At 62.4% G+C, this 21,299-nt stretch carries 23 protein-coding genes; 14 read left to right on the top strand and 9 right to left on the bottom strand.

From position 1 onward, the window contains the following. Positions 1 to 2: 2 nt before the first annotated feature. Positions 3 to 815, bottom strand: a complete 813-nt coding sequence (locus RIG82_06410; GenBank protein ID MEQ9460564.1) for an ABC transporter ATP-binding protein — start codon at positions 813 to 815, stop codon at positions 3 to 5. After that, positions 812 to 1,792, bottom strand: a complete 981-nt coding sequence (locus RIG82_06405; protein MEQ9460563.1) for a zinc ABC transporter substrate-binding protein — start codon at positions 1,790 to 1,792, stop codon at positions 812 to 814. Before RIG82_06405 ends, RIG82_06410 begins: the two co-directional genes overlap by 4 nt. Before the next feature lie 151 nt (positions 1,793 to 1,943). Between RIG82_06405 and RIG82_06400 the strand changes: the two genes are divergently transcribed. Next, positions 1,944 to 2,606, top strand: coding sequence for a metal-dependent transcriptional regulator (locus tag RIG82_06400; protein ID MEQ9460562.1), 663 nt, complete (start codon positions 1,944 to 1,946; stop codon positions 2,604 to 2,606). Between the two features lie 32 nt (positions 2,607 to 2,638). Continuing rightward, complete coding sequence (locus tag RIG82_06395) at positions 2,639 to 2,911, top strand: hypothetical protein (protein MEQ9460561.1); 273 nt, start codon at positions 2,639 to 2,641, stop codon at positions 2,909 to 2,911. On the opposite strand, the gene RIG82_06390 is transcribed toward RIG82_06395, so the two are convergent. Beyond that, a complete protein-coding gene (locus tag RIG82_06390; GenBank protein MEQ9460560.1) occupies positions 2,887 to 4,377 on the bottom strand; it encodes an SDR family oxidoreductase in 1,491 nt (496 codons plus the stop codon). The two genes, RIG82_06395 and RIG82_06390, sit on opposite strands and share 25 nt — an antisense overlap. Before the next feature lie 225 nt (positions 4,378 to 4,602). Continuing rightward, positions 4,603 to 4,809, bottom strand: a complete 207-nt coding sequence (locus tag RIG82_06385) for a hypothetical protein (protein ID MEQ9460559.1) — start codon at positions 4,807 to 4,809, stop codon at positions 4,603 to 4,605. A 90-nt stretch (positions 4,810 to 4,899) separates the two neighbouring features. Between RIG82_06385 and RIG82_06380 the strand changes: the two genes are divergently transcribed. From RIG82_06380 to RIG82_06370, 3 genes are all read left to right on the top strand, one after another. After that, positions 4,900 to 6,270: an NAD(P)/FAD-dependent oxidoreductase gene (locus RIG82_06380; protein ID MEQ9460558.1), complete on the top strand. Its 1,371-nt coding sequence runs from the start codon at positions 4,900 to 4,902 to the stop codon at positions 6,268 to 6,270. A gap of 228 nt (positions 6,271 to 6,498) precedes the next feature. Then, a complete protein-coding gene (locus RIG82_06375) occupies positions 6,499 to 6,897 on the top strand; it encodes a response regulator (GenBank protein ID MEQ9460557.1) in 399 nt (132 codons plus the stop codon). A gap of 13 nt (positions 6,898 to 6,910) precedes the next feature. Next, complete coding sequence (locus RIG82_06370) at positions 6,911 to 8,455, top strand: HD-GYP domain-containing protein (protein ID MEQ9460556.1); 1,545 nt, start codon at positions 6,911 to 6,913, stop codon at positions 8,453 to 8,455. Here RIG82_06370 and RIG82_06365 read toward each other — a convergent pair. The 5 genes from RIG82_06365 to RIG82_06345 are packed head-to-tail and all read right to left on the bottom strand — an operon-like array spanning position 8,452 to position 12,402. Continuing rightward, entirely contained in the window at positions 8,452 to 9,777 is a 1,326-nt protein-coding gene (locus RIG82_06365; protein MEQ9460555.1) for a hypothetical protein, read from the bottom strand. The genes RIG82_06370 and RIG82_06365 overlap by 4 nt on opposite strands. Next, the gene (locus tag RIG82_06360; protein MEQ9460554.1) at positions 9,774 to 10,928 is read right to left on the bottom strand and encodes a carbohydrate binding domain-containing protein; all 1,155 of its coding nucleotides are present in this window, start codon (positions 10,926 to 10,928) and stop codon (positions 9,774 to 9,776) included. Before RIG82_06360 ends, RIG82_06365 begins: the two co-directional genes overlap by 4 nt. Before the next feature lie 26 nt (positions 10,929 to 10,954). Further along, positions 10,955 to 11,422: a type II secretion system protein gene (locus RIG82_06355; GenBank protein ID MEQ9460553.1), complete on the bottom strand. Its 468-nt coding sequence runs from the start codon at positions 11,420 to 11,422 to the stop codon at positions 10,955 to 10,957. After that, positions 11,419 to 11,910 (bottom strand): hypothetical protein, encoded by a 492-nt coding sequence (locus RIG82_06350; protein ID MEQ9460552.1) that lies wholly within the window; start codon positions 11,908 to 11,910, stop codon positions 11,419 to 11,421. The genes RIG82_06355 and RIG82_06350 overlap by 4 nt, the downstream gene beginning before the upstream one ends. 45 nt (positions 11,911 to 11,955) lie before the next feature. Continuing rightward, entirely contained in the window at positions 11,956 to 12,402 is a 447-nt protein-coding gene (locus tag RIG82_06345; protein MEQ9460551.1) for a prepilin-type N-terminal cleavage/methylation domain-containing protein, read from the bottom strand. 234 nt (positions 12,403 to 12,636) lie between these two features. Here RIG82_06345 and RIG82_06340 point away from each other — a divergent pair, with 234 nt between their 5' ends. The 9 genes from RIG82_06340 to RIG82_06300 all read left to right on the top strand — a co-directional run bounded on the left by RIG82_06340 (position 12,637) and on the right by RIG82_06300 (position 21,298). Further along, positions 12,637 to 14,106 (top strand): ATP-binding protein, encoded by a 1,470-nt coding sequence (locus RIG82_06340; GenBank protein MEQ9460550.1) that lies wholly within the window; start codon positions 12,637 to 12,639, stop codon positions 14,104 to 14,106. A 12-nt stretch (positions 14,107 to 14,118) separates the two neighbouring features. Beyond that, complete coding sequence (locus RIG82_06335; protein ID MEQ9460549.1) at positions 14,119 to 14,454, top strand: STAS domain-containing protein; 336 nt, start codon at positions 14,119 to 14,121, stop codon at positions 14,452 to 14,454. Beyond that, positions 14,451 to 16,199, top strand: a complete 1,749-nt coding sequence (locus tag RIG82_06330; GenBank protein MEQ9460548.1) for an ATPase, T2SS/T4P/T4SS family — start codon at positions 14,451 to 14,453, stop codon at positions 16,197 to 16,199. Before RIG82_06335 ends, RIG82_06330 begins: the two co-directional genes overlap by 4 nt. Next, complete coding sequence (locus RIG82_06325; protein MEQ9460547.1) at positions 16,196 to 17,422, top strand: type II secretion system F family protein; 1,227 nt, start codon at positions 16,196 to 16,198, stop codon at positions 17,420 to 17,422. The genes RIG82_06330 and RIG82_06325 overlap by 4 nt, the downstream gene beginning before the upstream one ends. Continuing rightward, positions 17,422 to 18,423: a hypothetical protein gene (locus RIG82_06320; protein MEQ9460546.1), complete on the top strand. Its 1,002-nt coding sequence runs from the start codon at positions 17,422 to 17,424 to the stop codon at positions 18,421 to 18,423. Before RIG82_06325 ends, RIG82_06320 begins: the two co-directional genes overlap by 1 nt. Further along, entirely contained in the window at positions 18,420 to 18,998 is a 579-nt protein-coding gene (locus RIG82_06315; GenBank protein ID MEQ9460545.1) for a hypothetical protein, read from the top strand. The genes RIG82_06320 and RIG82_06315 overlap by 4 nt, the downstream gene beginning before the upstream one ends. Beyond that, positions 18,995 to 19,606, top strand: coding sequence for a hypothetical protein (locus tag RIG82_06310; GenBank protein MEQ9460544.1), 612 nt, complete (start codon positions 18,995 to 18,997; stop codon positions 19,604 to 19,606). The genes RIG82_06315 and RIG82_06310 overlap by 4 nt, the downstream gene beginning before the upstream one ends. Further along, complete coding sequence (locus RIG82_06305; protein ID MEQ9460543.1) at positions 19,603 to 20,145, top strand: hypothetical protein; 543 nt, start codon at positions 19,603 to 19,605, stop codon at positions 20,143 to 20,145. The genes RIG82_06310 and RIG82_06305 overlap by 4 nt, the downstream gene beginning before the upstream one ends. Before the next feature lie 154 nt (positions 20,146 to 20,299). Beyond that, complete coding sequence (locus tag RIG82_06300) at positions 20,300 to 21,298, top strand: LacI family DNA-binding transcriptional regulator (protein MEQ9460542.1); 999 nt, start codon at positions 20,300 to 20,302, stop codon at positions 21,296 to 21,298. The last annotated feature ends 1 nt before the right edge of the window (position 21,299 follow it).

The raw sequence follows: 21,299 nt of genomic DNA, 5'->3' as shown, positions 1-21,299 counted from the left end.
TGTCAGCTCGATGCGACGCGGACCGCCTCGGTGGCCTGGTCCAGGAGGGTCAGCTTCCCGCCATAGGTCTTGTGCAGGTTTTCAGGCGTGAAGACCTCGCGGGTCGATCCCGACGCGACCACACGCATGTTCAGCAGCACAACGTGGTCGAAGTACTGGGCGACGGTGGCCAGGTCGTGATGAACCACCAGACAGGTCCCGCCTTGGGCTCGCAGCTCGCGGAGAAGTTCGACGATCGCACGTTCGGTGGCGGCATCCACAGCGGCGAACGGCTCATCCATAAAGTAGAGGCGCGCCTGTTGGACGAGCGCACGGGCGAGGAAGACGCGCTGCTGCTGACCGCCTGAGAGCTGGCTGATCTGCCTGCGCGCGAGGTGGGCCACGCCGACACGCTCCAGGGCGTCGAGCGCCTCGGCTTTCTGGACTTTGCCGACCCTGCGGAACCAGCCGAGTCGGGCGTAGGTACCCATCGCAACGACATCGAGCGCGCTGACCGGGAAGTCCCAGTCAACCGACTCTCGCTGAGGGACGTAACCAACGAGGTGACGCTGCTTTCGATACGGCTCGCCATAGATCGAGACCTCCCCGGAGACTCGCGGGATCAGGTCGAGGCAGGCCTTGAGCAGTGTCGATTTGCCGGCGCCGTTGGGTCCGATGACGCCGACAAGTGAGCCTTCGGGGATATCGAGATCGACGTCCCAGAGCACGGGTTTGCGCTGGTAGGCGACGGTGAGGTCGTGGATCGCCAGCGGGTTCTCTGCGGCGTGCTCATGGTCGCCGGGCGATCGCTGGCGGTGGTATCGGATGGGGCTCATGGCGTGTGATCGATCTTCTGCGAGGCAAGTAGGCCGTTGAGCCCGCGTTTCGGGGCGGTCCCGCCAAGGGCGCGGGCGATCGTAGTGACGTTGTGATCGATCATGCCGATGTACGTGCCCTCGTAGGTGCCGCTTTGCCCCATGGCATCAGAGAAGAGTGACCCGCCGATGCGCACATCGTGTCCTGCAGCGCGAGCACCCTCGACCAAGGCCCGGACGTTCTTGTCCGCCACGGAGGTCTCGACGAAAACGGCGGGGATCTTGTCCGTGACGATGCGCTGGATCAATCGCTCAAGGTCGAGCAGCCCCGCTTCGGATTCGGTTGAGAGCCCCTGGATGCCAAGGACCACGACGCCATAGGCACGGCCGAGGTAGCCGAAGGCGTCATGCGCAGTCACGAGAACACGCTGATTGTCCGGGATCGTCGCGAGGGTTGAGCGTGCGTAGTCGTCGAGTGCCTGGAGTTGGATCAGGTACGCCGCGAGATTCTGTTGGTAGACGACTCTGCCTTGTGGGTCGTACTCCGAAAGGGCCTCAGCGATCACTTCGGCGGCGCGCATCCAGCCTTGCACATCCATCCAGACATGAGGGTCGTGATGCTCCGCTTCATCCGTCATCACGTAGTTGCTACTGTCAAGTAGCTTCTCGGTGACGGCGTAGACCGGCTTGCCCGACCGGGCCAGGCGGACGAGCACGTCGCCCATCTTCCCTTCGAGCATCAGGCCGTTGTAGAGAACCACGTCGGCGGATTGAAACCGCGCGACATCGGCACGCGATGGCTTGTAGAGATGAGGGTCAACGCCTTCGCCAATGACGTTCTCGACCACCGCGCGGTCGCCAGCGATGTTCCGGGCGACGTCCGCGACCATGCCGATGGTGGCGACAATCCGGTAGGTCCCCGTCGAGGTGGGCGGCTCCGGTGCGGGTCCGCAGGCGGTCAACAAGAGGATCAACAGGGGGGTGAGTAATCGGATCATATTTTGATTAATCAAAAACAAGTGTTTGGATAACCATATCCCATGCTTCATATTTTATCAAGTCGGATCGTCGTGGCGTGGCATGGTTTTTCCATTCTAGGAACACTTGTCCGAGGCTTGACTTTGATTAATCAAAAAATAGACTGTCCTCATGGCGACCAGCACGACGGAGAACTATCTCAAGGCGATCTACGGGCTGGGTCAGTCCTCGGGTTCTGACCGGGTGGCCACCGGCGCTCTCGCCCAGCGTCTGGGCATCACGCCCGGGACCGCGACCGTGATGATGAAGCAGCTCGCCGATCGCAAGCTCGTCGACTACCGGGCCCGGCAGGGCGTCCGCCTCTCAGATAAGGGCAGGGCGGTGGCGCTGGACGTGCTCCGCAGGCACCGGCTGGTCGAACTGTTCCTCGTCGAGGTCATGCGACTCGACTGGTCCGAGGTGCACGCTGAGGCCGAGCTTCTGGAGCATGTCGTTTCCGAACGCATGCTCGAACGGATGGACGAGATGCTCGGCCATCCAACACACGATCCCCATGGCGATCCGATCCCCTCGTCCTCCGGCGAACTCCCGACCCTCGATCTCACCGCGCTCTCGGAATGTGGTGTCGGCTCGTACCGGCTGGTGCGCATCCTCGGCGATGACCCGGCCTTCCTGACCTGGCTGACCGGTCGCGGACTCCATCCCGGCGTCAATGTTCAGATCGAGAAACGCGATGCCTTCGCGGGCACGTTGCTGCTGAGAATCGAGGACGGCAAGGACTCGTTTGGTATCGGTATGACCACGGCAGGTCGCATGATGGTGGAGGCAGGGTGATGTTGTGGGCTTATGTCTGAAAGGAGCAGGGTATGCACAACTACAAGCTGCGGCGGATCTCTCTGGTGGATGGTGGTGTTTTTGTGATGCTACTCCATCTGGTGCAAGGGCTTTTTGGTTTCGGTTATGCGCTGATATATCTGGACGGATGGATTAATAGCTTTGGTTATCTGCTTATCCAGTTGCCATTGCAGGGGTTCATTATTGGTGTGGTGCTGGCTGTTCTGTTCAACGTGTATGGACGACTCACCGGTGGATTTCGTGTCGGGATTGACACGTTTCAAGAGGACGAGGTTTTGGGCTGAAGGGGCTGGCTGCTGAGTTCTTCCGCCGCCCGCTTCATCCCGTGCAGCATCCCCGAGAAGACAATGTGGTGCAGCGGCAGCACGGCGTACCAGTAGGCGAGTCCGGGCAGCCCGCGCGGGCGGAAGCGAGCGGTCATGGTGAGTCGTGTCGTCGTTTCGGAGATCGGGTCGAGGGTGAACTCAAGACCCGCTTCGCCGGGGAGTTTCATCTCGGCAAACAGCGCGAGCCGCTTGTCGTGCTGGACATCGATCACGCGCCAGAAGTCCAGGGTCTCACCGTACTCGACGTTTTCGGGGTGCCGTCGCCCGCGACGCAGGCCGGGTCCGCCTACGAGTTGGTCCATCCACCCGCGGATCTTCCAGAGAATGTCGGCCGCGTAGTAGCCGTGGCCCCCACCAACCCGGCACACCGCCGTAAACACCTCAGTAGGGCCAGCCGTGATTTCGATCTCACGACGATCGACGAGTGTGGACCCTCCTGCCCAGTCGGGATCGCCAGGGATCACGCCAGCGGCGGACCAGCGGGTCTCGACGTCGGCCAGCGTGGTCTTGCGAACAGCCCGGCGGATCGCTTCCGCAGCACTCAGAGGCTCGTGCGGCATCAACTGATCCGTAAGGTCGTTAGTGACCACCACACGATTCCGCAGGCCCTCAGCGAGCGGACGCGCCAGCCGCGATGAGACTGGCGTCACCAGACCGATCCAGTGCGAACTAAGTCGAGGCGTCAGAACCGGAACGGGCAGGATGATGCGCCGCATCAGCCCGAGTTCCTTGGCCATGATCTGCATCAGATCGATGTAGGTATGGACCGTGGGCCCACCGATCTCCAGCGTCTGCCCGGTCGTCTCGGGCACGTCGAGGCAACGCACCAGGTAATGAAGAGTGTCGGCGATGCCGATCGGCTGCGATTCGGTACGCACCCAGCGAGGCGTAATCATCACAGGTAAACGATCAACGAGATAACGCAGGATTTCGAACGACGCCGAACCTGAGCCGATGATCATCGCCGCCCGGAAGCTCGTCAGCGGGACAGCACCTGCGGCGAGTATGTCCTCGACCTCTCGTCTCGAACGAAGGTGCTGGCTCAATCCCGTCCCAAGCTCGCCGAGCCCACCTAAGTAGATGATGCGCCTGAGCTCCGCCATGTCCGAAGCCCTGGTGAAACTCTCGGCAAGTTTCCTGTCGTGCTCAGCGTACTTCCCGCCCGTCGCGACCATCGAGTGCACGAGGTAATACGCCGCGTCGTGCCCGGCCATCTGCTCAGCGAGCCAGTCGGTGTGGACCACATTCCCTTCGATGATCCGCAGATTCGCGTGGTGTGACCAGGGCCTCTCGACAAGTTTGCGGGCATCACGAACCAGGCAGGTGACCTGATGGCCCGCATCGAGCAGACGCGGGGCCAGACGACCGCCGATGTAGCCCGTGGCTCCAGTCAGGAAGATGCGTTGGGGGCGATGATGATTCATGAGTTCCGGCCAAGTGTCAGATTCTCAGAGCTATGGCCGGAAGGAATCCGCAGTGGAGCTTCAGATTGAGCCCGAGTGGCGGGAGCCTACGCGAAGCACGTTTGGATCGCAGGAGGCTCAGCCCCGCTTTGAAAGAAAGGGGTAATCGAAGAACAACATCTTGGTCGGCCATGCGAATGGACACCGGTACGCTCTCGAGCGTGCCCTGCAGATGGCCGACCAGATTTAGTTTGGGCGGTTGATGCCATCTGATGTTGTAATTTTCACAGTCCCTGAGAGGATCCAATGTGCGTGCTGGGCGTTGTCTCCTGTCCCACTGGGGACTTTGATGTTCATGTCCTCAAAGGTGTAGCTGATAGTGGCTTGTCGCCCGGTCAGGCGGTCATAAAGGTCTATGGCCAAATCAGGCCAAGTAGTTGTCTGCTCGCTCATACGCTAATCTCCAGTTGATGTTTACTAGGTTGTGGGATTATGACTCCACCGTCAGAACCCAATCATCAGAGATGAAGCCTAGCATCGTACATGAAACGGCAGAACAACGAACACGCTTTTTTTCGTGATAATCCCCATGACCAGCCCACCGTGGTGGTCGTCGGTGCAGGCTTCGCCGGGCTCGCCGTCGCCAAGGCATTGAAACGGTCACGCTGCACGGTCATGGTCCTGGATCGTCGAAACTATCACCTGTTTCAGCCCCTGTTGTATCAAGTCGCCACTGCGGCTCTTTCCCCTTCGGATATTGCCCAACCGATCCGACACATCCTCAGAAATCAGCGGAACACTGAAGTCTATATGGCCGAGGTGGAAGGTATAGACCTTGACCGCAAGCGGGTGATCTTTGATGGTGGAGAAGGTCACTACGACTATCTCGTCGTGGCTTGTGGGGCTCGGACGACCTATTTCGGCAACGAGTCATGGCGGGAACACGCCCCGGGTCTCAAAGACGCTCAAGATGCCCTGGAGATACGGCAAAGGTTACTGCTGGCGTTCGAGGATGCAGAACGCGAGGCCGACCCTAAGCGGCGGCAGGACCGGTTGACGTTTGTTGTGGTAGGCGGCGGACCCACGGGCGTGGAACTGGCCGGGGCGATCATGGAGATCGCCGCCGTCACCATTCCTCAAGATTTCCGGAACGTCAACACGCGGGCGGCTCGAGTGATTCTGGTTGACGCTGGCGATCGTCTGCTGCGCGCTCTGCCCGAATCACTGTCGCATAGTGCTCAGGAGCAACTCGAACGCCTGGGTGTTGAGGTTCACCTCGGGCATCGCGTGCGCGAGATAAGCGGCGGAGAGATCACGATCGGCGACAACAAGGTCCCGACCAGCAACGTCATCTGGGCCGCAGGCGTCGAGGCCAATGAACTAACGGGCGCACTCGATATCGAACGGAACCGAGGGGGTCAGGTCAAGGTCCAGTCAGACCTGTCGATCAAGGATCATCCCGAGGTGTTCGTCATCGGTGATGCGGCCCAAGTCGTGGATGACGAAGGCGCCTCGGTACCCGGAGTCGCCCCAGCGGCCATTCAAATGGGCAAGTATGTCGGCCGGTTGATCGCTGACGAAGTCAGGTCAGGCACACGATTGTCGCCGGAGAACAGGAAGAAGTTCATCTACAAAGACCGTGGCATGATGGCCACCATCGGGAAGGCTAAAGCGGTTGCCGACCTCAAGCACGGGATACATCTCAAGGGATTGCTCGCCTGGTTGGCATGGTCACTGGTCCACGTGCTGGTACTTGTGGGTTTTCGGTCAAAGGTGTTCGTGGTCATAGGTTGGGTCTGGGCTTATCTCATGAACACGAAAGGGGCTAGAATCATCCACCGCAGTACATCGATTCACTCAGCTCGGCCCGAGACGCAGTTGCCGGATCAGGATCGGTCGGGCCAAACAGCCTAGCCCTTGGACGGATCAATCCACTGAGCGTGAAGCCAGAGTTAAGGTAAACCACTCTGAAGGATGTCATCGTCACAATCGCTACAAACGGAGTTCTCGCTGCATTCCAGGAGGATCATGGCACGCTCGTGGATTCGCTCTTGAGTCGTCGCCCCGTCAGCCCGAAACCGTTAAAGCATGAGCTATCCGTACTCAACGGCCTGATCGTGGAGCTCACTGCAGGAGGATCCCGTGGCTTCACACAAGGTCATTGTCGTTGATGACGAGCGGCACATCACCAAGATCCTGGCCTTCCGGCTCAAGCAGCTCGGGCTGGAGGTCTTGACCGCGTTCAACGGAAAAGAGGCCCTGGATCTGATCCGTGCCGAGCGACCCTCGCTGGTGGTCTCGGATTACCAGATGCCGCTGATGAGCGGGCTCGAGCTAGCTGTTGCTTTAGCGCAGGAAGAGGCCACCGCCGAGACCCCGGTCATCATGCTGACGGCCCGGAGCCACCGGCTCTCCCACAGCGAGATGGTCTCAACCAACATCCGCACGCTGCTGGATAAACCCCTCAGCGGCTCGGAACTCGATGCCGCAGTCCGCGAGACCCTGGGGCTGGAAGAAGGCTCGGCCGCCGCCGCGGCCTGATGATGGACCGCCGATGCACGAGATGATGCTCGACACCTTGATTGAACGATGCTCCACCCTGGGCCTCGCGCTCTGGTCCGCTCGTGATCAAGCCGCCCAGCGTCTCTGGCCTGAGCCAGATGACATCGTTCTCCCGGACTCACTGGATGTCTTTGTCCAAGAAGCCATCACCGGATGGCAGGCCGGTGACACACAGCGCACCATCGAACCCCGGCCCGGCTGCACGCTCTTCCTGATCGGACAAGACGCCGCGAAACCCCTGGTCGCCGTGGCCCTCGACCAGCGAATCCACAAGAGCCTGGCGATCGACCCGTCTGCGGAACGACTCCTCAGCACCCATCCCCCCGACAACGCAAGACTCTCCACGCTGCTTGGATGGCTCTACGAAGATCAGGCCGAATCCCTCAGCGACATCGAGGCGATGGACGAGTTCAGCAGCAAGCTCATCCAGTCTTACGAAGAAACCCGATTGATCTACCGCGTCTCCCGGATGCTCAACGCCACCGAGGAACCCCGCCAGAGTCTCGAAGCCATGGTACGGCAGATCCTGTCGATCCAGCCGTTTGACTGGGTGGCGCTAGCATTCAGCACCAAGTCGTCCGTGCCCCAGCTGGCGGGCTTTCAGATCATCGCGGGCGAGATGGGCTGTGACCATGAGCAGTTCCGCGAGCGACTCACGCAGACCGTGGACTCGATCAAAGCCGACTCATGGAGCCGGGTCCTCGACCCCGACACCCACCCTCTGGCCGAGCTGGCCAACACCGTCATCCTCGCCGAACCGATCCATCACGATGACGACGTGGTCGGGATCATCGCAGCGGGCAACCGGAAGGGTGATGAGGAAGACGTCTCCAGCGTCGAGGTGCAGTTCTTCGACGCCACCAGCGAGTTTCTCGGGACCTATCACGAGAACCTCGCACGCTTCGCCGAGCAGGAGGCGATGTTCATCGGCACCCTCAAGGCGCTCACCGCCTCGCTGGACGCCAAGGACCCCTACACCCGCGGTCACTCCGAACGTGTCGCACTGATCTCCCAGCAGATCGCCCGGAAGATCGGGCTCTCCGAGCACGAGGCCGAGCGCGTGCGCATCGCCGGTTTGGTGCACGATGTGGGCAAGATCGGCGTCCCCGAACGCGTGCTCCTCAAGAACGGCCGTCTCGACGACGAGGAGTTCGAGCAGATCAAGAAGCACCCCGAGATCGGCTACCGCATCCTCAAGGACGTCCCGCCACTGGATGATGTCCGCGACGGCGTGCTCACGCATCACGAACGCTACGACGGCCGCGGTTACCCCCAGGGCCTCACGGGTGACAGCATCCCGCTCTATGGCCGCATCCTCGCCCTCGCCGACACCTTCGACGCGATGAGCTCCACCCGCTCTTATCGCGCCGCCTTGGATCGGGAGAAGGTGATCGCGGAAATCGAACGCTGTGCGGGCAGCCAGTTCGACCCCGATATGGCCAAGGCTTTCCTCCGGATTGACCTGCGTCCTTATGACATGATGCTCGACGAGCACAAGAGCCTCAGCGACTTCGAGACCGTACCCCAGGCCGCTTAATCGATTTGCTGCGTGAAACTCCCGGGAACCATCACCGGCGGCCCCGTCATCGTCCTGAAGCCCGGCGGCGGGTCGTTCCGCCAGAGCGCCAACGCGTAGTGATACCAGTCACGATCTACCAGCAGATCCCCGCCCACGATGAATCGACCCTCCGTGTAGCAGTCGTTGTTCTCAATCGTCAGATTTCCTGACACATACACCAGCCCACGCAGCACCGACGGAAATGACCCCAGGGGGAGAATGTCACTGATGCCCCGATAAGGTGTGCCCGGAGGGTTGTAGTTCTTGGTCAGGCCCTCCGACAGAGTCGAGTCACTGCTGAACCTCAGTTCAAAGTTCCCTTTCACCATCAGCGCCGGATAGTTCGACACGGCAGGCTCCCAGGTCACGGTCTCGACCACCTCCGAACCATCCGCGCTGTTCAGCACCACCAGCGTCCCGACGATCCGGCTGTCCTCGATCGAGATCTTGTCGAGGTTCTCCAGATCGATCACATAGATGCCCAGGCTGTTGATGCTCCCGAACGGGTTCGACGCCGGGCTCAGCACCCGGTCCTTGATCGTCCGCGCCCCGCCTGAGATCGGCAGTGAGGTTCGCGGGATATCCGTCCCGTGCGCGATATAGAAATCAAAAACGCTCGATGGATCAGGCATCGTCAGCGCCGTCTGGTTGCTCGCGGCCCCGCCATAGAAAATATTCCCAAAGATATTGCCGCTCGCGGTTGCTTGCGGTCGAACGTCCTTGTTATTCGCCGTGAAGTTGCCGTTGGCGTGCATGGTGTATCCCGATCGCCAGACGTCATCCTCGACACGGATGTTCCCGCCCACCGTGACCGCCGCGTTCAACGCCGAGATCGGCTCATCACTCTCGCCGGGCGTCATCCGCACGCTCATCAGGTGCCGGTTCTCCCCGATCGTGCCGATCGCCTCGATCGTGAACGCCTCCGAAGGATCGTCCTCAAGATCACCATCCTCATCCACCAGCCGCCAGGTGAATGTCCCCTCACCCATCGTCCGGTCTGAGACCCAGGCACCCGAGGTGAAGCTGCTCCGCCAACTCGCCCCGCCCGAAGCCTCAATCGCCACGGTCTGATCGATGAACCACCTTGCCTGCTCCAGCCCCGACAACGCCAGCAGCCGCGCGCTCCCGGCTCGTGCCGTCGCGTCCGAACTCTTGAGCCCCAGCCGTGCGCTCCCAACCGCCGCCACCCCCAACGCCGCCACCAGCGCCGCCACCATCATCACCAGGATGTACACCGCCCCACGCCTCGCGCAGGGGTGCGGCAACGCAGACTTCCTCAGCAGGGGGGCAGGACCACTCATCGCAGCACCGCATCATCGAACAAGATGTCTTTGTCAAGCGTCGTCTCAACCCGCCAGACCGCGTACCGCAGACTCCCCGTGATACTCGGAACCGTAAAACTGCCCGTCACCCGTTTCCAGCCTGTCTTCTCGACCACACGCGTTTGTGATGTCTCCAGCCGGTAGTCCCCTTTGTCGTCGCCATAGAGCAGCACCATATAGACCCGTTGCGTGTCGTCCGTCGATGCCCAGACCTCCGTGTAGTACGTCACCCCGACCTGAAACACGTCGGTAATCACCTGGGCAGGCCCAGTATCGTTCCATGACCTGCTCTTGGTTTTCAGGTAGAAGGCCCCGCTATGCTCTTCACCATCGTCCTTGATCTCAAGATCGCACGCGGCATCAACCTCCCGATACAACCCGCCCGACACCGTGATCCCGTTGAGGTCGAAGTACGCCTGCAAAGTCTCCGGCGAATACCAGTTGCTCGCACCCGATTCCCATCCCGGGTTCTTCAGCAGGTTGGTGGTTGCAGTCGGCTCGTTCAGCAGCGGCAGCGCCGCAGCCAGCGTCAGCTTGTTCGCGTCGCCCGATCGGACCCGGACACGAGCCACCGCCGGCACCGTGCGCTCATACAACCCCCTCTCGCTGAGATTCGAGTTGAGGTTCATCAGTGCTTGCAGCTCAGTCACCGCCCCCGACGGCGACACCGCTTGCACCACGATCTTCCGCAACCCCGTGTCACTCCCGCTCAGTCCCAAGGTACTCCCATTGACCCGAGTCACCGAGACACGCCGGCTCCATCCCGCTGCACCCGGTACCGCCGTGCCGTCGGCATACGTCACCGGCGACTCCACTAGGCCGTGGTAGTCATCAATATCATCGAGCGTCGTCCGATCGCTCTGGCTCTCACCCGCACCCAGCCCGAAGCTCCCCGGAGCAAAGCTCAAGTCCGAATAATGGCAAGCGAGAACCTCAGACATCAGCAACTGAGCCAGGAAGTGACCCTGCGCCGAGTCCAGACCGATCCGCTCGGTCCGAGCCACCGCAGCCACCGACGACAGCGCAGCCACCACCGTCAGGCTCACGATCACCGCCGCCAGAATCGTCTCCACCAGCGTGAACCCTCGCCCCGCCCGAGGCCTACGGCGTGGCTCGCGTCGCTCATCCAAGCTGGCTGGCGTATTCATCCTCGACCCTAACGAACAGTAAAGAAATAGCCCCACGACAGCGGGTTGGCCGTGTCCGTCACCGCCTTGGCCGGGATCGTCCGCGTGTCGATCTCGATCTCAAACAGATTCACGTCCTCAGCGATCGTCGCTGTCGTCCCGTTGTTGGTGACCCGCGTCAGTGAGTCACCAGCCGTTCCCGACCAGAGGTAGAGCACCGACTCAGACAACCCGTCCGCAGGCACAGTCCGATCAGGCGTCATCAGGAATACTTGGCTGCCATACTCATCAAGCCGGATCGACTGCTGAAGATCAGCCAGCACCAGTTCCAGCGCCCTCGCCGCCTGATCCGGACCCGCCGAGTCGATCGTCGCCATCTCCGCAGCATCGATCGACAACGTCAGCGACGCCGTCATCCCCGCCACCAGCAGACCGGCGATCGACAACGACAGCATCAGCTCAATCAGCGTCAGTCCGCGACGATACCGACAACTCACTGGATTACCCCCTGGCCCGTCGTGGGGTCCACGTCGATGATCAACTCTCGGCTCCCCGCGATCAGCTTGATCTGACCACCCGAGTCCGGGTCCCCATAACCATTGAACACAATCGCCACGTCCCCGCCCAGATCAACCCCTGAGAAGCCCACCAGAAACGGATCATCTCCGAGCGACAGGCTGTAGCTCTCCCCTGGCTTGCCCGGTTGAGGCAAGCCTGTGCCCAGGACCCGGTCCGTGCTCGTATCAAAGGTCAGCTTCACGGTGGTGCTGGTCCTGCGTGCATGAGTCTTGGCGTACGCCAGATCACTCACGATCCGCCGCGCCGCGAGATCCAACCGATACCGCTCCAGCGACGCCGCGTACCGTGGAGCAGCCACACCCACCAGCGCCGCCATAATCACCAGCACGCAAACGGCCTCGATGAGCGTGAAGGCTCGGAGCGAACTCCGGGTCTCACGCTGCATCGAGGCCGTCAAACCATCCATGGTTACGCTCCCTGTCCGCCCCGTTAGGCGATCCGGAAGCCCGGATCACTTATCGAAGTGAGTACTGTCATTCGCCCAGATCGAGCCCGACGCCGCGTCGTACAACCAGCCGACATCATCGACCTCAGCCGCAGGCGGGATCGCCGCCGGGGCCGCGAAATCAACCTCGCCGGCCTTGGCTCCCGTCTTCAGAGGCGGGATCACCGCGATGTATGGGCCATAAGCACCCGACGTGTTGATCGTCCCGTCCTTGTCCGTCTTGCCCGTGAGCTGAGACTTGATGTCCGCCAGTACCGGGTACCCGGTGTGCTCAACACGGTAGAGCTCGATCGCTCCTCGCAGCACCGCGAGGTCAGCCTGCATCGCTGTGATGTCTGCGTTGTTCGCACCTCGACTCATCCTCGGGATCGCAATCGCCGCGATCACCGCGAGAATCACCAGCACCACAATCAGTTCAATCAGACTGAATCCCGCACGGTACCTGAACATCATCTAGCTCCTAGTCGAACGGTTCCCTACTTCACACCGGAAGGACTGCAACTCGCAGTTTCCTACCCCCGGCTAGCTCAGGATCGTCCGCTCAACCTGACCGCTTAAGGTCCACCTGTAACTTTTCTCTCGATCAGGTTCCCTCTACGAGTCGTCCTGCATAACTGGCCTGGCCATTAAGCACCCTTGAACTTGGGTCGATGATGCTCAGGACATGACCTGTAGGAGGTATGCCCTGTGGCACACAAGGGCCGACGAGAGAACCTGGGAGATTTATTCGGACGCTGGCTACTGCCCGGCGAGCCGCCCGCTGCGATCATCAGCACCATCGCCAGCTTGCTGGTCCTGATCGCCGCTCTCACCTGGGGCTGGTTCAGCACCAGCGCCTGGATGCCCGCCGCCCTGGGCGGGTTAGCACTCGCGGGCTTAGCCACGAGCCTTCTGCTCATACGCAGGCACCTCCTCGCCCCCGCACTCCTGAGAAAAGCCCTCGCCGACCTCGATGGCGATGACCTCGAAACCGAAACACTCCGACTCGGCGAATCCTTTGGACGCGAGGCGCAAAACTGGAACCGCCTCCTGGATGAGTACCAGGCACTCCGCAGCGGCAAACTCGTTCACGAGGCACAGCAGCAAACCGACCGCCGCCAAGCCGCTGGCGGGTCGCTCCGTGCCGCCTGCGAAGCCATCGAAAGCGGGATGGTCCTCATCAACGATGAGCTCCGCGTCACCTACGCCAACGGCGCTGCCGCCGCCTTCCTACAGAAAGACGCCGAAGGCTGCACCGGAACACCCCTGGCCGAGTTGATCACCTACGAGGGCGTACTCGATGCCGCCCGCAGGGCAACACTCAGTCGCGGCTACAGCCGGGGCATCATGGAAGTCGATCAGCGCGAAGAAGGCGGCACCGGCGTCCTCCGCTTTATCACCCGCCCGTCCCGACGATCCGACAACGAAGCCGCCATCGTCATCATCGAAGACATCACCCAGCAACGCGTCGCTCAGGAAGCCCACAGCGCCTTCCTCGCCCAAGCCGCCCACGAGCTACGCACCCCGCTGACTAACATCCGACTGCACATCGACACCGCGATCGAGCACGGCGACAAAGACCCCGCAACCCGCAGCGAGTGCCTCAACGTCATCAACACCGAGTCCGGCCGCCTCGAGCGGGTCGTCCAGGACATGCTCTCGGTTTCCGAGATCGAAGCCGGTGCCATGAGCCTGCGCCGCGATGATGTCCACCTCGAAAAGATCCTCCAACAGGTCGAGAAGGACCATCGACCTCAGGCCGAATCCAAGAAGCAAACCCTCCGCTTCGATCTCCCTCCAAGGCTTCCTAATCTCACCGGCGATCAGGACAAGCTCCTCATGGCCATCCACAACCTCGTCGGCAACGCCATCAAGTACACACCCGAGTCTGGCACCGTCACCGTCGAAGCCGATGTCGCCGACGGCAAACTCTCCGTCCGTGTCGTCGACACCGGCATCGGTATCAGCGAAGAGAACCTGCCGCGCATCTTCGATCGCTTCTTCCGCACCGACGATGCACGCACCAAGGGCATCACCGGCACCGGACTCGGCCTGGGCCTCGCCCGGGACATCGCACGCCTCCATGGCGGGGACATCACCGTCACCTCGATTACCGGCGAGGGCAGCACCTTCACCCTGAGCCTCCCCGCCGTGGTCGGCGCCGCGGTCGTGGGATAAAGGAGACCAGGTATGGAGATCGCTCAGACCAACGTCGGGGCCGTCGCCGTGCTGGCGCCGAACGGACCCCTCACCGGCGACGCAGGGGAGACGCTCCGCAAAGCCGCCGAGCCCCTCAATAAATCCAGTCTCGGTCGCGTGGTCGTCGACCTCACCGCCGTCCCCTTCCTCGACAGCAAAGCCCTCGAAACCCTCGTCGACCTCACCGAGTCAATGTCCGCCAGCGGGCGCGTCCTAAAGCTCGCCTCCGCCAACGCCCTGATCCGTGAAGTCCTCACCCTCACCGACCTCGACTCGATGTTCGAGCACTACGTCGATGTCAACGCAGCCGCCAGGAGCTTCCTGTGAGTGACACAGGACCACCCAAGCGCATCGGCGAAGTCCTGCTCGACGGAGGTCACCTCTCCGAACAGCAGCTCTCCGATGCGCTGCGCCGGCAGACGGGCGGAAAAAAACTCGGCGAAGTGCTTGTCGAACAAGGCGTCATCCAAGCCAACACCCTCATCAACGCGCTCGCCCGTGTTCAGGGAATGCCCGGCTGCCAACTCCGCCACGGCCTGATCGACCCCGAGCTCTTCGAGCTTCTTGGCGTCGAAGAGTGCGAACGACTCATCGCCATCCCGATGTTCAAAGTCCACGGCACCCTCACCGTCGCCATGGCCGACCCGCACTCTCTCCCAGCCATCGACAGGATCCGCCAGATCACCGGCTGCCAGGTCCGCCCGGTGCTCGCCCTCGAAGCCAACATTCGCGAGTTCATCGACAAGTACAGCTCCGGCGACGTCAATGTCGACCAGTTCCTCACCTCACTCGCCGAGTCCGACGTCACACTCGTTGAGCAGGAAGCCGTCGATGAAGGCCCCGTTACCGACCTCGACCGGATGGCCACCGGCAGCCCGATCATCAACCTTGTCAATCTCGCCCTCCTCACCGCCATCCGCGACGGTGCCAGCGACATCCACGTCGAGCCCGAGAAAAAAGGCACACGCATCCGCTACCGCATCGACGGCATGCTCCGCGAACTCATGAGCCCGCCATCCGGCATGCACGCCGCCATCTCCTCACGAATCAAGGTCATGGCGTCCATGGACATCGCCGAGAAACGACTCCCCCAGGAAGGACGAATCCGGATCGTCGCCGAACGCCGCGAGATCGATATCCGTGTGTCCAGCATGCCGACTCTCCTCGGCGAGAAGCTCGTAATGCGAATCCTCGACAAGGAAAATCTCCGCATCCGTCTCGAACAACTCGGATTTCAGGAAGAACAGCTCGACGCCTTCAAACGCATGCTCAAGCAGCCCCACGGCCTCGTCCTCGTGACCGGTCCCACCGGCAGCGGCAAGACCACGACCCTCTATTCCGCCCTCGAACTCCTCCGCAGCCCCGAGACCAACCTTGTTACCGTCGAAGACCCCGTCGAATACCAGCTCGACCTCATCAACCAGATCCAGGTCCACACCCAGATCGGCATGACCTTCGCACGCGCCCTACGCAGTATTCTCCGACAGGACCCCGACATCATCATGGTCGGTGAGATCCGCGACGACGAGACCTCCCGTGTCGCCGTTCAGGCCGCCCTCACCGGTCACCTTGTCCTCGCCACCCTCCACACCAACGACGCGCCCGGCGCCGTCTCCCGATTGCTCGACATGGGCATCGAGTCCTACCTCCTCTCCGGTGCGATCAATGGCGTCGTTGCCCAGCGCCTCGCACGACGCGTCTGTCCCGATTGCAAAACCCGCTACTACCCCGAGCCCCACGTCCTCCGCGACGCCGGGCTCGATCCCGACAAGAGCCGCGCTTTCCACATGGGCGCTGGCTGCGAGAGCTGCCACAACTCCGGCTTCAAAGGACGCCTCGGCGTCTACGAAGTCATGGAAATCGTCCCCGCCCTCCGACGCATGGTCCACCGCGCTGAACCCACCCACGTCCTCCGCGAAGCCTGGCGGGAAATCGGGGGAAAAACCCTCCGCGATGAAGCCGTCCGCCTCGCCGTCGAAGGCCAAACCAGCCTCGAAGAAGCCCTCCGCGTCACTCAGGACGACATGCTCGACGCCCAGTCTCCCGGCGAGCAGGAACGGAGGGCCGCATGAAACTCGCTTACCAGGCCCTCAACGCCTCCGGACATGTCGTCAGCGACATCATCGAAGCCGACGACGCCATGCAGGCCGCTGACCTCCTGCATCGCAAAGGCCTCTTCGCAACCGACCTCCAGCCGGTCAAGGCCGGCAAAAAGACCGCCAAGCGCAAGACCGGCTGGCAGTATGTCTCTACCAACAAACGGCTCCGACTCGTCGCCTCCTTCGCACGACACCTCCACGTGCTTCTCAAGTCCGGCGCTTCACTGGTTACCGCCATCAACGCCGTCGAACGACAGTCCACCGATCCCGCCTGGCGTGCCATGCTCGTCAAGATCAGAGAACGCCTCGAAGAAGGCATCCCGATGTCCGAAGCCATGGAGCAGCACCCCCGCTACTTCGACGCCATCGCCTGCAGCCTCGTCTCCGCTGGCGAAAGCTCAGGCAAACTCGATGACATGTTCGCCCGCCTCGGCTCACTCACCCACAACCAACTCCACCTCCGCCGCCAGGTCCAGGGCGCTCTGACCTATCCCATCATGGTCCTCTTCGTCGGCTTCGGCATGGTCGCCATGCTCATCAGCGTGGTCCTGCCCAGGTTTTCGACCCTCTTTGAAACCATGAACGTCCCGCTCCCGCCACTCACCAAAGCCATGATCGTCTCCAGCGAACTCTTCACCGCCTACTGGTGGGGAATCGTCCCCGCATTGCTGGTGATCGTGGCGGGGATCGTCCGCTACTTCGCCTCCGACATCGGCCGCAGCCACGTCCAGACCCTCTTGGTCCGAGCCCCTCTGGTCAAGACCGTCACACAAGGCTTCGTCAGCGCTCGGATCGCGAGACTCCTCGGCGTCCTGCTCGCCAGCCACGTCGATCTCCTCGACGCCCTAAGACTCACACGAACCACCGTCAGCAACCATCACTACCAGGCCCTCCTCGAACGCGCCGAAGAAGCCACCGCCCAGGGATCACCCCTGAGCACATCCTTTGGCCGCACCGAACTCATCCCCGTCTCGCTCTACGAAGCCCTCAAGAACGGCGAAGAGACCGGCACCACCGACACACTCCTGATCACCGTCGCCGAGTTTATGGACGAAGACAACGAGATCGTTCTCAAAGCCGTCCTTAACATGCTCGGCCCCGCCGTCCTCGTCTTCATCGGCCTGCTCGTCGGCGCCGTCGCCGTGAGTCTCTTCCTCCCGCTGTTCGACCTCACCGCCAGCGCAGGAGGTAACTGATGAACCTCCACCTCTCACGACGATCACCCATCGGCCTCGACCTCGGCACCCGTCAGGTGAAAGCCGTCCAACTCTCAGGCAGCGCGACCAACCCGCGCATCTCCGCCTCACTCTCAATCACACGGCCCGACCACACCGACGATGCCACCTGGTACCGCAAGCTCGATAGCCTGATGACACTCCGTGGCTTCCACGGTCGATCATGCGTCCTCGCCGCACCCATCGAACACCTGCACAGCTCGATCGTCGAACTCCCCTCAGCGTCAGACCCCGTCGCCGCCGAACAAGCCGCGCGGATGGCCCTGTCAAGGCTTCACCGCATCGAGCCCACCGGCTTCGAGTATGCCCTGCACCGCGCTGAACCAGCCGAAGGCGCCAAAGGCCGCAAGCAGATCATGTCCTACGTGCTCGAACACGCGCACGCAGACAAGCTGATCGAAAGCATGACCCAGGCCGGTTTCGACACCCAGCGCATCGAAGTCCCCGCCCTCGCGCTCGCCACGACCCTGGTCAACGACAACACCGAGCGCGGCCTGACCCTCTTGGTCGACCTCGGCTGGAGCGCCTGCCGCGTCATCGCCTGCCTCTCAGGCAGCGTGGTCTACGAACGCACCATCGAACCCGCCGGCCTAGAAACCCTCTTCGCCACCGTCGCCGAGACCGCCGGACAACCCTTCGCCACCGTCCACGAACTACTCAAGCAGACTCAATCCAGCGAAACCCCAACGCAAGATGATCCCACCCTGACCAAAGCCATCAGGCAGTACGCCGGACTCGTCACCGAAGAAACCGCCGTCTGCAAAAACTACGTCAGCCGTCTCGGCAGCCAGGATGATCGACCGAGAATCATTCTCACCGGCGGCGGAGCACGCTACCCGCAAGTCGCCGAGCACCTCGCACGCACCATCGAAGCCGACATTTCCCAGAACACCAACGACCCGCAACCCGGCACCGAGCTCGCCTTCGCCCTGGCTGCATCCGGATGGAGGGCCGCCGCATGAGCAACGGCAACCTCATCCCGAAATACCGAATCGAGCTACGCCGCTTCCGCCGCAGGCTCCAGCGATGGACCTCCATCACCATCATCGCGCTCGCCGGCACAGCCGCCACCGTAGGCGTCGTCTGGGCTTCCCAGCAACAACCCGAGCAGGGAGCCACCCTCGCCAACCTCCAGTCAAAACTCTCCAAGGTCAACGCCCAGATCATCACCGTCCGCGCCGAACACGCCCGCCTCCACGAGCAGACGGCCAGCGCGAGAATCATCCGGCACCACCCCAACTGGGGCCTCCTCCTCGACGCCCTAGCCGCCGTCCAGGGCGATCTCATCGTCCTCCGCTCCCTGCGCCTGGCAACACCATCCGAAGCCTCACCCACCGAACCGCTCCAACAAGCCCGCATCGACCTCGAAGGCAACGCCAGCGACACCGCCTCGGTCTCCGACTACGCCGTACGCCTCGAAGCAACCGGCCTCTTCCAACGCGTGATGATCGACGAATCACGACGCCTCGATCCCAATGACGAACGCGTCCGATTCCGAATCCTCGCGCTCATGGCAGAACGCGGAGGCGAGCAATGACCAAACACAACCCACCCCTCAAAATCTCGCAACTCGACGCCCTGGGCGCGGTCATCCTCCTGGCCATCCTCGTCACAGGCGGGTTTGTCATCTCGTCCATCCTCAGCAACACCGCCGCAGAGATCGCCCGCCAACAGCAACAGGAAACCGAAGCAGCCCTCGCCACATCGCAGACCGAACTCCGCAGCGTCGAAAAACAACGCGATGACCTGCTGCTGCTGACTCAGGAAGGCTCCAACCAACTCCTGACCGCCGACGCCCTCAACCGAAGACTCCGCGACCTCGCCAATCTCCTCAAACAACTCGACCACCGCGCCGAACGCATCGAACCCGCCGACCCAGCTCTGCAGGATGGTTTTGTCATCGTTCCCCTGCAGACCCAAACCAGCGCGACCTACACCAACGCCCGCAAGCTCTTCGACCGCCTCGGCTCCGACTTCCCCGACCTACGCATCACCGAGTTCAACCTCTCCACAGCCAGCGACACGCCCACCGCATCCGACAGCCCCATGACCCTCACCCTCGGCATGACCTGGTACGCCACCCCGCCAACCGACAGAATCGCCTCCGGCCTCATCACGGCCACCAACCCGGAGGCCACCCCATGACCCGACAACGCTCTATCCTCATCGCCGTCATGACACTCGCCGTCAGCGCCCTCGGGTTGGATCACTTCGTCCTCCGCGGAGCCAGCGACCCCCAACCCGCCGAAGCGATCTCGATCCTCAGCTCAGCCACCCCCACCTCACCCAACACGTCACCAGCGACGCCAACCCTCACCGAGTCGATCGGCTCCCTCGCCGAACTGCTCCGGGTCGCCGGTCGCATTCAGCAACCCGACACCGACCAGCCCCGCAACCCCTTCGCCGTCTCGGCCCTCACCGACCCAGCCGCCCAACAGACCCCAGGACCCCAGACCTACAACGCCACCCAGACACCCGAAGACCGCGCACGCCAGTTCCTCTCCACCCGAAAACTCCAGGCCCTCCTCCGCGACGCCCGAGGGGGGATCGTCCTCATCGACAACCAACGCCTCCGCCCCGGCGACCAGCTCGACGGCTTCACCCTCCTCCGCATCGACGCCTCCGGTGCCATCTTCCAGGGCCAGGGACTCAGAGTCCGCCTCCGCTACCCCTCGGGCACCTGACCTTCATACAGCTCGCCGCTCGATCCCCTTGGCCCCAGCCACTCTTTTTCAGAACGCCCTTGCGGACGACCCATTCCGGGGTACACTCACAATGTAAACGCTTACGCGAGCCCCGGCCCGCGATGATTCTCTGTCTCCACCCGGACCGACACCCATGAGCCTCGAGCAGGTCGGAAAACGCGCCGGCGTCTCCATCGCCACCGTCTCCCGTGTCCTCAACGGAACCGCCCCCGTCTCCGATGCCACCAAACAACGCGTCCTCAAAGCCATCGCCGACCTCAACTACGCCCCCAGCTACGCCGCCCGATCCCTCGCCAGCCACGCCACCAACACCCTGGGCGTCATCTTCCCCGACCTCGACAGCGGGTTCTTCGCCGAGGTCCTCAAAGGCATCTCCGCAGAAGCCTCCCGCGAAGGCTACGAAGCCGTCTTCGCCTTCGGCCACAGCCCGACCGACGGCGTCCGACTCGTCCGCCAATACGTCATGGAACGCCGCGTCGATGCCCTCGTCGTCATGAACCTCCAGCTCCCCGGCGAACTACTCGAAAACCTTGACACCTCCCGCGTCCCCGTCGTCCTCATGGACCGACCCGCAGACCACTGCGACAGCCTCGTCGTCGAGATCGACAACGCCACCGGCGCTTACCAGGCCATGCGCCACCTTCTCGTGCAACACCACTGCCAATCCGTCGCCGTCATCACCGGACCCTCCGACTCCTCCGACTCTCGCCAACGCATCCTCGGCTGCCGAAAAGCCGCCAAAGAAGCCGACATCCGACTCCCACCCGATGCCCTCTGGCACGGCTCCTTCCGCGAAGACAGCGGGTACCGCGCCGTCAGCGAGCGACTCGAAGCCGGAAAGCCCATGCCTGACGCCATCTTCGCCCTCAACGACCGCATGGCCATCGGTGCCCTCGACGCCCTCCGCCACGCCGGCGTCCGCGTCCCCGAAGACATCAAACTCATCGGCTTCGACGACGAACCCATGGCACGACACCTCGACCTCAGCACCGTCAACGTCCCCATGCGCGCCTTCGGCGAACTAGCCGTCCAGGCCGCCCTCATGCAACTCCGTAAACAGTCGCCCGATGACGACTGGACCCCCTCCGTCCCGACTCGCTTCGTCGCCCGAAAAACCTGCGGTTGCTCCTGAA

Source organism: Phycisphaeraceae bacterium (genome assembly GCA_040222855.1).
Taxonomy (GTDB): Bacteria; Planctomycetota; Phycisphaerae; order Phycisphaerales; family Phycisphaeraceae; genus Mucisphaera.
Note: the sequence above shows the minus strand (reverse complement) of the source record. Positions and strands in the feature narration are given on the sequence as shown.

Bases quoted from the DNA above. Each gene is read 5' to 3' on its own strand.
- RIG82_06410 (MEQ9460564.1), bottom strand. From the start codon at position 815: ATGAGCCCCATCCGATACCACCGCCAGCGATCGCCCGGCGACCATGAG.
- RIG82_06405 (MEQ9460563.1), bottom strand. From the start codon at position 1,792: ATGATCCGATTACTCACCCCCCTGTTGATCCTCTTGTTGACCGCCTGC.
- RIG82_06400 (MEQ9460562.1), top strand. From the start codon at position 1,944: ATGGCGACCAGCACGACGGAGAACTATCTCAAGGCGATCTACGGGCTG.
- RIG82_06395 (MEQ9460561.1), top strand. From the start codon at position 2,639: ATGCACAACTACAAGCTGCGGCGGATCTCTCTGGTGGATGGTGGTGTT.
- RIG82_06390 (MEQ9460560.1), bottom strand. From the start codon at position 4,377: ATGAATCATCATCGCCCCCAACGCATCTTCCTGACTGGAGCCACGGGC.
- RIG82_06385 (MEQ9460559.1), bottom strand. From the start codon at position 4,809: ATGAGCGAGCAGACAACTACTTGGCCTGATTTGGCCATAGACCTTTAT.
- RIG82_06380 (MEQ9460558.1), top strand. From the start codon at position 4,900: ATGAAACGGCAGAACAACGAACACGCTTTTTTTCGTGATAATCCCCAT.
- RIG82_06370 (MEQ9460556.1), top strand. From the start codon at position 6,911: ATGCACGAGATGATGCTCGACACCTTGATTGAACGATGCTCCACCCTG.
- RIG82_06365 (MEQ9460555.1), bottom strand. From the start codon at position 9,777: ATGAGTGGTCCTGCCCCCCTGCTGAGGAAGTCTGCGTTGCCGCACCCC.
- RIG82_06350 (MEQ9460552.1), bottom strand. From the start codon at position 11,910: ATGGATGGTTTGACGGCCTCGATGCAGCGTGAGACCCGGAGTTCGCTC.
- RIG82_06345 (MEQ9460551.1), bottom strand. From the start codon at position 12,402: ATGATGTTCAGGTACCGTGCGGGATTCAGTCTGATTGAACTGATTGTG.
- RIG82_06335 (MEQ9460549.1), top strand. From the start codon at position 14,119: ATGGAGATCGCTCAGACCAACGTCGGGGCCGTCGCCGTGCTGGCGCCG.
- RIG82_06325 (MEQ9460547.1), top strand. From the start codon at position 16,196: ATGAAACTCGCTTACCAGGCCCTCAACGCCTCCGGACATGTCGTCAGC.
- RIG82_06320 (MEQ9460546.1), top strand. From the start codon at position 17,422: ATGAACCTCCACCTCTCACGACGATCACCCATCGGCCTCGACCTCGGC.
- RIG82_06315 (MEQ9460545.1), top strand. From the start codon at position 18,420: ATGAGCAACGGCAACCTCATCCCGAAATACCGAATCGAGCTACGCCGC.
- RIG82_06310 (MEQ9460544.1), top strand. From the start codon at position 18,995: ATGACCAAACACAACCCACCCCTCAAAATCTCGCAACTCGACGCCCTG.
- RIG82_06305 (MEQ9460543.1), top strand. From the start codon at position 19,603: ATGACCCGACAACGCTCTATCCTCATCGCCGTCATGACACTCGCCGTC.
- RIG82_06300 (MEQ9460542.1), top strand. From the start codon at position 20,300: ATGAGCCTCGAGCAGGTCGGAAAACGCGCCGGCGTCTCCATCGCCACC.